We start from the raw sequence: 11636 nt of genomic DNA on the forward strand, positions 1-11636 counted from the left end.
GCCCCGCCCTACGCCCGAAGGAACCCGATGACCAGCGTCGAAGAACCGGCACGACCCAACGGGCGCATCCGTGACGCCGCCCGCACCAAGGCCGAGATCCTCGACGTGGCCACGCACGAGTTCGCCCGGGCCGGCTTCGCGGGCGCCCGGGTCGACGACATCGCGGCCCTCACCAGCACCACCAAGCGGATGATCTACTACTACTTCGGCGGCAAGGAGCAGCTGTTCACGGCCGTCTTGGAGCGGGCGTACGGCGTGATCCGCGACGCCGAGCAGGAGCTCGACGTCGAGCATCTCGACCCGGTCGCGGCCATCCGGCGGCTGGCGGAGCTGACCTTCGACCACCACGAGGCGCACCCGGACTTCATCCGGCTGGTCAGCATCGAGAACATCCACGAGGCCGAGCACATCGCCGCCTCCGAGAAGCTCGGCAGGATCGGCTCGCCGGCCCTGGACGTGATCCGCCGCATCCTGAAGTCGGGACAGGAGTCCGGGCTGTTCACGGCCGACGTGGACGCCGTGGACCTGCACGCGATGATCAGCTCCTTCTGCTTCTTCCGGGTCGCCAACCGGCACACCTTCGGCGCCCTGTTCGGGCGCGACCTGGTGGACCCCGCGCAGCGGGAGCACTACCGGAACATGCTGGGCGACATGGTGATCGCGTACCTGACGGCGGACCGCGCCGCGGACTGAGTTCGGCGGGCCCGACCTCTTGACAGCGGGGAAACACGCGCGCAACATCCCTACCCACCGGGACTAACTATCCAGTGGGTTAATTAGCCGGGGTTCACGAGACCCGGCACCTCTCCCTCCCCACCGCTCACTCCGCGTACGTTGGAGTTCCGCAAAGGAGCCGCCGTGTCCGTCCCCTCCCCCTCCACCGCGCCACCCGGCCAGCCGAAGAAGGCGGCCACGGCCGCCTGGATCGGCAGCGCGCTGGAGTACTACGACTTCTTCATCTACGGGTCCGCCGCCGCACTGATCTTCCCCAAGGTCTTCTTCGACGAGTCCGACCCGGCCACCGCGACCCTGCTGTCCCTGGCCACGTTCGGTGTCGCGTACGCCGCCCGCCCGGTCGGCGCGCTCTTCCTCGGCCACTTCGGCGACAAGCTCGGCCGCAAGAAGATCATGGTCTTCACGCTGATCCTGATGGGTCTGTCGACGTTCCTCATCGGCTGTCTCCCCACCCGCGCCCAGGTCGGCACCCTCGCCCCGGTCCTGCTGGTCCTCTGCCGCGTCCTCCAGGGCATCTCCGCGGCCGGTGAGCAGGCCAGCGCCAACTCCATGACGCTGGAGCACGCGCCGCCGCACCGGCGCGGCTTCTTCACCAGCTTCACCCTCAGCGGCACCCAGGGCGGTCAGCTGCTGGCCACGCTCGCCTTCATCCCGATCGCCGCGCTGCCCGAGGACCAGCTGCTGTCCTGGGGCTGGCGGGTGCCGTTCTGGCTGAGCATCGCGGTCGCCGTCGTCGGCTACGTCATCCGCCGCAAGCTGGAGGAGACCCCCGCCTTCGAGCAGCAGACGGCCACCGAGGGTGTCGTGAAGATGCCGCTGGCGATCCTGCTGCGCCACCACTGGGCGGACGTCCTGCGGGTGATCGCGGGCGCGCTCATCGCCTCGGTCTCGACGATCTTCACGGTGTGGGCGCTGGCGTACGCGACGAGCGACTCGGTCGGCATGAGCCGTTCCTCGATGCTGTGGGTGGGCGCGCTGGCCAACGTGGCCGCGCTGGCGGCGATCCCGCTGTGGGCGACGCTGTCGGACCGCATCGGCCGCCGGCCCGTCTACCTGATCGGCGCGGTGGGCAGCGCGATCGCGATGTTCCTCTACCTCTGGGCGATCTCCACGGGCAACTACCCGCTCACGATGCTGCTCGGCATCATCGCCTTCGGTGTGGTCTACAGCGCGGCGAACGGCGTGTGGCCGTCCTTCTACGGCGAGATGTTCTCGACCCGGGTCCGGCTGTCCGGCATGGCCATCGGCACCCAGATCGGCTTCGCCGTGGCCGGGTTCGCGGTGACGTTCGCGGCGCAGATCGCGGGCCCGGACGGCGACGACTGGTCCTCGGTGGCGCTGTTCACCGCGGCCCTGTGCGTCCCGCCGGTCATCGCCGCGCTCTCGGCCCGCGAGACCCACAAGGTCCCGACGGAGCTGCTCGGCGAGCGCACGCCGGAGGCGGCGGCCGAGCGGGCGACCGTGACGGCCTGATCCACCTCAAGGTCCCCGGGTCCCCGGACGCCGCCACGGCTCCGGGGATTCGGCGTTCGCGGAGCCTCTCAGCCGTTGGACCACGCCCGCTCGCACAGCACCAGCCGGTATCCGTCCGGGTCCTCGATCGTGACGCCCCACTGGTTCCAGTACGGGTTCGGCGAGGCCACGCGCTTGCCGCCGTGCTCTTCGAGGCCGGCGACCAGGTCGTCGGGGACGGGGCCGTCGACGTAGATCACCAGGAGGTCCTCCTCGGTGGGCCGCGGCTCGACCGGGTTCGCCGGCTCGTGGACCAGTTCCAGGTGCCAGTCGGCATCGGGCCAGCCGAGCATGAGCAGGTCGTGCTCGCCGGGTTCGGTGCCGCCCTCGGCACGCCAGACGACGGAGAGCCCGAGCCCGCCCGCCCAGAAGCGCTCGGCCGCCGCGAGGTCACGGGACGGGCGGGCGACGCGAATGTGGCTGCGGCCGTTGACGGGCATCGTGACCTCTTTCTCCGCTGCGGTGAACCATCGAAAGCCTAGGCACACGGCGTACGCCGGGCCATCGGTCGTGCGTCCTGCGCCCCGGGTCGTAGGACCTCTTGGGGGTCGCCCCGTTGACAGGGGACGCCCGCGGCAAGACCATCGGCCGGTACGAGCCGTGCGGAACACCGCTGACCAGGCCCTCCGCGCACACCGGTGGCGGAGCGGACGGCCCCCGTGCGTACCGGCCGATTTCAGGGGCGGCCGGTGCGCACGGTGCGGCGGTTGTCTATCGTTGCCCGATCACAGGGGCGGGCGGCGAGAGGCGGGCGGGGGCGTGACGGGGGCCGGGTGGATACGGGTGCCGGTCGGCGACGACGCGGCCCGCTGGGCGACCCGGGGGCGCGTCGAACGGGTGCTCTTCGTCGTCCACAACGTCACCGCGGCGACCCGGCTCCTGGACGTACTGCCCCTGTTCCACGACGACTTCAGGGTGCAGCTGCTGGTGACGTGCCCGGGGTCGTCCGCGTTCGAGGCGGGCGTACGGGAGTTGCTGGCGGAGGTCGGGGTGCCCGTGGTGCCGTGGGAGCAGGCGATCGCGACTCCGGTCGCACTCGCGGTATCGGCGAGCTTCGGCGGTCAACTCCGGGCAGTTTCCGGTGTATTGGCCGTGTTGTCACACGGTGTCGGATACACTAAGAGGCTGGCGACACCCGACACCCGACACCCGACACCCGACGGCAGGCGGCTGGGGCGCGGGGACAGAACCGGTCTTCGGGATGTCACGGGAATGGCTGCTCGACGGAGCCGGGAAACCCCTCGCGGACGCCCTCGTGCTCTCCCACCCCGAGCAGTACGACCGACTGCGCCGCGTCTGCCCGGAAGCCGCGCCCACGGCCGTCGTCGCGGGCGACCCCTGCTGGGACCGCATCCTGGCGGCCCGCCCCTACCGTGACCGCTTCCGCCGGGCCCTCGGCGTGCGCGAGGGCCAACGGCTCGTCGTCCTGAGCTCCACCTGGAACCCCGAGTCGCTTTTCGGCGACGGCGCCGAGGACGTCCTGCCGTCCCTGCTCCCCCGCCTGACCTCGGAACTCCCGTCCGACGAATACCGTCTCGCGGCCGTCCTCCACCCCAACATCTGGCACGGTCACGGCCCCGGCCAGATCCGTGCCTGGCTCGACCGTGCCCGCCGCGCCGGTCTGACCCTGATCGACCCCCTGCACGGCTGGCGCCAGGCCCTCGTCGCCGCCGACACGGTGATCGGCGACCACGGCTCGGTGACCTACTACGCCGCCGCCCTCGGCACCCCCGTCCTACTGGGCGCGGCCCCGCTCGGAGGCCTCGACCCCGAGGCCCCCGTCCATGAGTTCGTCCGCACGGCACCGCGCCTGGACGTCACCGGCCCACTGAGGCCGCAGTTGGACACCCTGACCGCCGAACGCCCTTGCCGACACGCGGAGTTCATCAGCTCAGTACCCGGCGAGTCGGCACCTCGCCTGCGGCGCCTCTTCTACGACCTGATCGGCATCCCCGAACCCGACTGGCCGGCCCGCCTCGAACCGCTTCCCCTCCCCCCACACGAACCGGCGACCCCCACCGTGCCCCTCCTCACGCTGACCCGCCTCCTCGGCTCCGGCGAGGTCCGCGTCGCCCGGTACGCGGGCCCGCATCCCACACCGCGGACCGACGACGCGGAGGCGCATCTCGCCGTACCCGAGGGCACCCGGGAGACGGATCAACTGCCCCTGGCAGACGTGGTGTTCCGGTACGGCACCGCCGACGATCCGCGCTTCGGCTCCCCCGCCGATTGGGCGGCGGAGGTGCTCGACCGGTATCCGCAGTGCTCCCTCGCGGCGTATGTCACCGGCCCTGATTCCTGCGTGGTGCGGACGCGGGCAGGAGACGTCCTCCACCTGAGAACCGGGGCGGACCCGGCCGCGGCGGCCTCCGCGCTCCACGCGTGGCTGGCGGCGGGCAGGTCGCCCACGGAACTGGCCGCGATCCGCACCGGAGCGACCCTCCATCAGGCGACCGTCACTCCGGCGTGACGCACCGCTCCCGCAGCACCCGCAACCGGGCCACGTGGTACTCGGCGTTCTCCCGCGCGAGCGCCGCCAGCGCCTCGTCGATCAGCGGCAGCGCGGCGCCGGTGTCGCCGCCGTCGAGGCGGGTCTCGGCGAGGTCGGTGAGAGTGCGGGCGCTGTTGTAGGCCTCGCCGCTGTCGCGGAAGAAGCGCAGGGCGCGATCGAGACGCTCCACCGCCTCTTCCCGGCGTCCGAGGCCGCGCAGGGCACGCCCCCTGTGCCGTTCCAACAGGGCGCGGGCGCGCGGGAGATCGGTGGCGCCCTCGTCGTCGGGGCCGATGCCGTCGAGGATGCCGCCGGCCTCCTCGAAACAGTCGTAGGCCTCCTGGAACCGCCACTGCCGCAGCCTCAGCAGACCGAGGAACTCCACGGCCGAGGCGTGGCCGCGTACGTGTCCGGCGCCCCGCTCGGCGCGGGCGGCGGCCAGCGCCTCCGGCTCAGCCTCGTCCCAGAGTCGCAACTCGGTGAGGGTGTGCGCGAGTTGGGCGTGCAGGGCGCCCGCGACGCGGGTGTCGGGGAAGTGTTCGTCGGCGGTCCGGGCGCCGGTGCGCAGCGCGGGCAGCAGCATCTCGTGGTGGCCCGCCTTGAGTTGGAGGGGCCACAGGGCCTGGCAGAGCAGGACGACGGTGTCGTGGTCGCGGAACTCCTCGGCCGCCTCCACGGCTTGGACCAGGTTCGGGGCCTCGGCGACGAGGGCGGCGACGGCCGCGCCGCGGTCCGGGAAGGTGATGGGCGAGTCGGCGGAGGGGGCGCGCCAGCTCTCCGGCAGCGCGGCCTTGGCCGCCCCCACCGCCAGGTCGCGGTAGCCCTCGACCGTCCGGGCGACGGCGGCCGAGCAGCCCGCCACCCCGTCGACGACGGCGGCGGTGCGTTCGGCGTGCGCGCGGACGGCGGGGCGGTAGCGGTGCCGTCCGGTGTCGGTGCGTTCGAGGAGGAGGGCGTCGGTGAGGGCGTCCAGGAGCCGGGCCGCCTCGGTCACGTCGATGTCGGCGGCGCGTGCGGCCGCCGACGCGTCGAGGGCGGGCCAGTCGCGGAGACCGGCGAGGCGGTAGAGCCGGGCCGCGGCGGGCGTCAGCAGGCGGTACGAGTCCTCGGCGGCGGTCTGGACGGGGTCCCGCTCCGTCATGGCGGCAGTCTGGACGGGGCCCCTCTCCGTCCTCGCCTCGGCCAGTCGCGATGCCGCCGCCCGCAGCGCGTACGGCGAGCCCGCACAGCGCTCCAGCACCGTCGGCAGGGCCGCGCGGGCCTCGGCGAGGGCCGGTTTGCCGACCAGGTCGGTGAGCAGCCGCACGGCGTCCCGGCGGTCCAGCGGGCCGACCGGGATGCGCAGGGCGTCCAGGCCGACGAGGGGCTGCCGGGTCACGACGATGGTGAACACGTCCGGCGCCGAGGTCAGCAGGGGCTGCACCTGTGCGGCGGACCGGGCGTGATCGAGCACGACGAGCAGCCGCCGGTCGGCGAGGCAGCGCCGGAAGAGGTCGGCGCGGTCGGCGACGGCCGGGGGTATCTCCCCGTCCGGCACACCGAGTCCGCGCAGCAGCGAGCCGAGGACCGCCTCGGGGGCGAGGGCGCGCAGGTCGGCGTAGAGCTGGCCGTCGGGGAAGCGGGCGGTCTGCCGCCAGCCCCAGTGGACGGCGAGGGTGCTGGTGCCGATGCCCTCGGGGCCGTGCAGCAGGGCCCGGCGGGGGCGTCCGGCGAAGGCGCGGGACGCTTCCTTGTCGAGGAGCCTCAGGGCCTGGCGGCGGTCGGTGAAGAAGTGCGGTCCGGAGGGCAGGGTGGGGCGACGGTCGCGTGAGCCGGTGCCGGGTGCGCGTACGCCGCGCGCGAACTGGGCCCAGGCCTGGGCGAGTTGTGGGTCGCCGTGCACCCGCTCGTGCACCAGCCGTGCCACGTCGTCGAGTTGGCCGGGCGTCGTCGGCGCGGGCACCTCGCGTCCGGCGATGCGGCGGACCAGGCCGCCGGCCGACTCCCAGGCCCACTTGCCCGCTTCGTTCGCCATCCCCGACCCGACGGCCCCGAGCACCGCGCCGATGGCACCCAGCGAGATCGGATCCAGCATGCCGTGCACTCCCCCGTCGGTCGGCGTTCCGCAATGGATCAACCCTAGCGGCCGTAACGGAAGATGACTGGTCATCAGCCACCTCGATCCCTACGGGAGACGACCGGCCATCAGCCCCACGCCGGCCGGTCCACCGTCTCATCGGCCGATGCGCGAGGTGTCGTAGGCCTCCTGTCGCGCGTATCCGACGTATACGCTCGATTCCGGCGGCCGTACGCATCGCACGAGCGGACCGGGGGGTACGGGGTGCAGGCGCTGCGCGAGACGGATCCTCGGCACATCGGCCCGTACCGGGTGCTGGGCAGACTCGGCGCCGGTGGCATGGGCGAGGTGTATCTCGCCGAGGCGCCGGGCGGTCCGCGGCTGGCGGTGAAGGTGGTGCGGGCGGAGTACGCCGAGGACCGTACGTTCCGGGCCAGGTTCCGGCAGGAGGTGGGGGCCGCGCGGAGCGTCGGCGGCTCCGGGTCGTACGTCGCCCGGGTGGTGGACGCGGACACCGAGGGCGAACGCCCGTGGATGGCCACGGAGTTCATCGACGGGCCGAACCTGCGCGACGCCGTCCTCGAACACGGTGCGCTGCCCGTCGAACCGGTGTGGGTGCTGGCCGCGGCTCTCGGCGAGGCCCTCGGCGCGATCCACGCGCACGGCCTGGTGCACCGGGATCTCAAGCCGTCCAACATCCTGCTGGCGGCGGACGGGCCGCGGGTCATCGACTTCGGGGTCGTACGGGCCCTGGAGGCGACCGCGCTGACCCGGACCGGAACCGTCGTCGGTTCGGCGGGCTACCTCTCGCCCGAGCAGATCCGTACCCACGGCCGGGTGGGTCCGTCGAGCGACGTGTTCTCGCTGGGCGCGGTCCTCGCGTACGCCGCCGCAGGGCGGGACCCGTTCGGCGAGGGGCAGGACGCGGTGATCCTGATGCGTGTCGTCGCCCGCGACTTCGACCTGTCCGGCGTGCCGGAGGCCGTTCGTCCGCTCGTCGAGGCCTGTCTGCGCGAGGACCCGGCCGAACGGCCCACCCCTGCCGAGGTCGTCGAGGCGACGGGGTATGCGGCGCGGTCGCTGCCCGGGCGGTTGCGGCCGGGCTGGTTCACCGCTGCCGAGCCGGTCCGGGGCACCGAGCGGTGGCTGCCGGAGCGGGGCGCGGGAGAGGGCGACAGCAGGGTGGAGTACGTGGCCCCGCTGACGCTGCCGGACGGCCCGGCGCCACGGACACCGTCCCGGCGTCGCCTGTTACAGGGACTCGTGGCCGGGGCGTTGGTCGCGGGCGCCGGAACGGGCGGCTGGCTGTGGCTCCGGGACGGCGACTCCCGGGGCGGTGGTACGCAGAGCGGCCCGGGGGCCGCGACGTCGACCCGGTCCACGCCCCCGCCGCCGCAGCCCGCGGTGGTGGAGTGGGCCTACGGCACCTCGGAGATCGCCGAGGACGGCGGCCCCTGTGTCGGGCTGTCCCCCGACGGCCGTCTGGTCTGCTTCGGCGGGGTCGACGGCAGGCTGCACGCCGTCACCTGGGACGGCAGGGCGCGCTGGTACCCCGACCTGGGGGACCCGCCCCTGGGCGGCGGCGTGGTCGGGACACCCGTCGTCACGCGCGACGGCGCCTACTGCCTGCACGAGTTCGGCTCGCGGTTCTTCGCGCTCGACCTGAAGGGGCGGGTGCGCTGGAAACGGGTGTTCGACAAGGATCGGTACGGGGCGTTGCCGGTGGCGACGGACTTCCTGGTGATCCTGACCACCAGCCCGAGCGCGGACCAGGCGGCGATGCGGGCCTACCGGCCCGACGGAAGTCTCGCCTGGAGCACCCGGCTGCCCGATCAGGCGGCCGATCCTCCGGTGGTGGCGGACAGCGTGGTGTACATCAACACCAGCAGAAAGCTGACCGCACTGGCCGCCGGGGACGGGACCAGGCTGTGGACGCGCGAGTTCGACAACGACTTCCCCGGCCGGCCGGCGCTCGTCGGCGAGACCCTCGTCGTCCCGGCCGCTCAGGCCGCGTACGGGCTCAGCCGCACGGGCGAGATCCTGTGGCAGCGCGCCAACACCGACCTCGACGACCCGGAGACCTTCGTCGCCTTCGGGGACCTGGCCATCGCCACGTGCCCCGGCCGGCTCGTGGCCGTCGATCCCCGCGACGGCTCCACGGCGTGGACGGTACGGGGTCCGGGCGACCTCGACCGGTACAGCGACCCGACCGTCCACGACAGCCTCGCCTACGTGTTCCTCGGCCACAGCACGCTGTACGTCGTGGACGGCAGCGGCGCGCAGACCCGCAGGCTGACCTTCCCCGACGATTCCCTCATGGCCGAGTACCGCCCGGTGATCGGCCCCCACCCCCGGCAGGGCCTGCACATGTACGTGGCCACCTCGAACGGCATCGCGGCCGTGAGCCTGACGGACTAGTTGCCTCCCGCCGGGATCCCGTACGCCCGCTCGACCTTCAGCCGCAGCACCAGCCGCCGGTCGCGGACCATCGCGGCCCGGTAGTCGTCCCAGTCGGGGTGCTCACCCTGGACGTCGCGGTACAGCCGGATGAGCTCCTCCACGGTGTCGTCGTACGGGTCCTTCGCCACCGGGGACAGGTCGGCGGTGCCCTCGGCGACCGTGTACGCCCGCCGGTCGGGGCTGGTGACGTGGTACGAGGCCCGGGCGTCGCGGCGCAGGTTGCGGGTCTTGGCGCGGTCGTCGGTGATCGACACCCGGATGACGCCCTCGTCCGGGTAGTAGGCGTGGCTGACGTTCGACAGCTGGGGCCGGCCGTCCTTTTTGAGGGTGACCAGCACCCCGCCGTGTCCGGTGCCGAGCAACTGGAGCAGCGCGTTCTGAGTCATGCACGGATCAACTCCAGTACCGCCCACAACCATTCCTGGTAGACAGTGCCTACCTCTGCTTGGTAGACACTGTCTATGCATGAACCCGAGACCGGGCTGCGGGCCCGGCTGGTCGACGTCGGAGTGGAGTTGGTGGCCCGGGAGGGCGCCCAGGCGCTCACGCTGCGGGAGATCGCCCGTCGGGCGGGCGTCTCGCACGGGGCCCCGCGCCGCTATTTCCCGACCCACCTGGAGCTGCTGTCGGCCATCGCGCGGCGCGGCTTCGGTGAGCTGGCGGAGCGGGTGGCGACGGTGTCCGGTGACGGAACGGCGACTCCGCGCGCCCAGCTCACCCGGCTCGCCGGCGCCTACCTGGCGTTCGCGCTGGAGAACCCCGGCATGTACGAGCTGATGTTCCGTCACGATCTGCTGGAGAGCGGCCATCTGGGCCTGCGGGACACCAGCCTGCCGCTCTTCGGGCGCCTGGTGGAGCTGGTCGGTCTCGTCCGTCCCGACGTGGACGCCCGCCTGGTCGCGGGCTCGTTGTGGGCGAACCTGCACGGCATCGCCCAGCTCTGGGGCTGGGGCAGTCTCCAACTGGCCACGGGCGCCGACGACTTCGTACCCCTGTTGCGGTCGGCCCTCGACGCGCACCTCGGGCAGGAGGACGGATGAACCCGCGTCTCGCGCTCGCGAGCAGTGTCGTCGGCGCCGTGATCGTCGCCCTCGACGGCACCGTCCTCACCATCGCCCAGCCCACCCTGCAAAGCGACTTGGGGGCGTCGTACGCGCAGGTCCAGTGGACCAGCACCGGCTATCTCATCGCCGTGGCCGGGCTGTTGGTGTTCGCGGGGCGCCTCGGGGACCGGTACGGGCATCGACGGCTCTACGCGATCGGCATGCTCGGGTTCGGGGCCGCGTCGGCGGGCATCGGGCTGGCGCCCGGGATCGGCTGGGTGGTCGGACTCCGCGTCGTACAGGGGGTGTTCGGGGCGCTGCTGCAACCCGCCACGCTCGGCATGCTGCGGGCCGCGTATGCGCAGGACCGGCTGCGCACGCCGATCGCGGTACGGACCGCGGCCATCGGGGTGTCGGCCGCGGTGGGGCCGCTGGTGGGCGGGGTGCTGGTGGCCGGGCCCGGATGGCGGGCGGTGTTCTTCCTCAACGTCGTTCCGGCGCTGGTGTTCGGGCTGCTCGCGCTCGCCGGACGGGAGCCGGTGCGCGCGGCGCCGGTACGGCTGGACGTGCCGGGTGCCCTGCTGCTCGCGGTGACGCTGGGCTTCCTGGTCCACGCGCTGGTGTCCTTGCAGTGGCTCGGGTTGGCCGCTTCCCTGGTCACGGGTGCGGCCTTCCTGCGCCACGAACGCCGTACCGCGAGCCCGCTCCTCCCCCGAGCCGTCGCCGGACCGGCGCTCGGGGTGCTGGTCGCCGCCTCGGCCGCGCTGTCGGGCACCCTGTTCGTGAGCACGTACACCCTCCAGTACACGCTCGGTCTCGATCCGCTCGAAAGCGCCCTGCGCTGCCTGCCGTTGGCGGTGCTGATGGTGGCCGCCGCGCCGGTGTGCGCGATCCTGCTGCGCCGGGTGGGAGCCCGGCGTACGGCGGTGACCGCGATGGGCGTCCTCGCGGCGGGTGTTCTGATGCTGGACACGGCTACGGGCAAGTTCGCGCTCTGCGCCGGATTCGCCCTGCTGGGCGCCGGGTTCGGCACGGTGATGGTGGCGGCCACCCATGTCGTCGTACGGCACAGTCCCGTCGAGTCGGCCGGGGTGGCGGGCGGGCTCCAGCAGACCGCGATGAACGTCGGGCCCACGCTGGGCGTGGCCGTGGCGACCACCCTGATGGGGCACGGGGCGCTGGTGGTTCTCGCCGGGGTGGCGGTCGTCGGGGCGGTGGCGAGCGGGGTGCTGCCGGGGCGGTCGGCGCCCGCCACGCCGGCCGATCATGGCCGGACGCAGGGACGTTCACGGGTTGCTGAGCGACGATGAGGTCTGAGGTCGCGGCGGCTGGGTATGCC

Annotated in this window: 9 protein-coding genes; 6 read left to right on the plus strand and 3 right to left on the minus strand. The window is 73.1% G+C overall.

Annotation, left to right across the window (positions count from 1 at the left end):
* Nucleotides 1-27: 27 nt before the first annotated feature.
* Entirely contained in the window at nt 28-693 is a 666-nt protein-coding gene (locus IQ210_RS27605; protein WP_194081832.1) for a TetR/AcrR family transcriptional regulator, read from the plus strand.
* 165 nt (nt 694-858) lie between these two features.
* Nucleotides 859-2208 (plus strand): MFS transporter, encoded by a 1350-nt coding sequence (locus IQ210_RS27610; protein WP_194081833.1) that lies wholly within the window; start codon nt 859-861, stop codon nt 2206-2208.
* 68 nt (nt 2209-2276) lie between these two features.
* On the opposite strand, the gene IQ210_RS27615 is transcribed toward IQ210_RS27610, so the two are convergent.
* On the minus strand, nt 2277-2687 hold the full coding sequence (locus tag IQ210_RS27615) for a VOC family protein (RefSeq protein ID WP_194081834.1): 411 nt from the start codon (nt 2685-2687) through the stop codon (nt 2277-2279).
* Nucleotides 2688-3448: 761 nt separating this feature from the next.
* Here IQ210_RS27615 and IQ210_RS27620 point away from each other — a divergent pair.
* Nucleotides 3449-4717: a hypothetical protein gene (locus IQ210_RS27620; RefSeq protein ID WP_194081835.1), complete on the plus strand. Its 1269-nt coding sequence runs from the start codon at nt 3449-3451 to the stop codon at nt 4715-4717.
* Here the strand turns inward: IQ210_RS27620 and IQ210_RS27625 are convergent.
* A complete protein-coding gene (locus tag IQ210_RS27625) occupies nt 4704-6812 on the minus strand; it encodes a tetratricopeptide repeat protein (RefSeq protein WP_194081836.1) in 2109 nt (702 codons plus the stop codon). The two genes, IQ210_RS27620 and IQ210_RS27625, sit on opposite strands and share 14 nt — an antisense overlap.
* Nucleotides 6813-7058: 246 nt before the next feature.
* Here IQ210_RS27625 and IQ210_RS27630 point away from each other — a divergent pair, with 246 nt between their 5' ends.
* Nucleotides 7059-9212 carry a protein kinase domain-containing protein gene (locus IQ210_RS27630; RefSeq protein WP_194081837.1) on the plus strand — a complete coding sequence of 718 codons (2154 nt, stop codon included), beginning with the start codon at nt 7059-7061 and terminating at the stop codon, nt 9210-9212.
* On the opposite strand, the gene IQ210_RS27635 is transcribed toward IQ210_RS27630, so the two are convergent.
* On the minus strand, nt 9209-9640 hold the full coding sequence (locus IQ210_RS27635; RefSeq protein ID WP_194081838.1) for a PPOX class F420-dependent oxidoreductase: 432 nt from the start codon (nt 9638-9640) through the stop codon (nt 9209-9211). The two genes, IQ210_RS27630 and IQ210_RS27635, sit on opposite strands and share 4 nt — an antisense overlap.
* A 75-nt stretch (nt 9641-9715) precedes the next feature.
* Here IQ210_RS27635 and IQ210_RS27640 point away from each other — a divergent pair, with 75 nt between their 5' ends.
* Nucleotides 9716-10294 carry a TetR/AcrR family transcriptional regulator gene (locus tag IQ210_RS27640; RefSeq protein ID WP_194081839.1) on the plus strand — a complete coding sequence of 193 codons (579 nt, stop codon included), beginning with the start codon at nt 9716-9718 and terminating at the stop codon, nt 10292-10294.
* Nucleotides 10291-11607, plus strand: a complete 1317-nt coding sequence (locus IQ210_RS27645; protein WP_194081840.1) for an MFS transporter — start codon at nt 10291-10293, stop codon at nt 11605-11607. The genes IQ210_RS27640 and IQ210_RS27645 overlap by 4 nt, the downstream gene beginning before the upstream one ends.
* Nucleotides 11608-11636: the final 29 nt, after the last annotated feature.

The sequence above is a fragment of the Streptomyces justiciae genome, from assembly GCF_015163075.1.
Classification (GTDB): Bacteria; Actinomycetota; Actinomycetes; order Streptomycetales; family Streptomycetaceae; genus Streptomyces; species Streptomyces justiciae.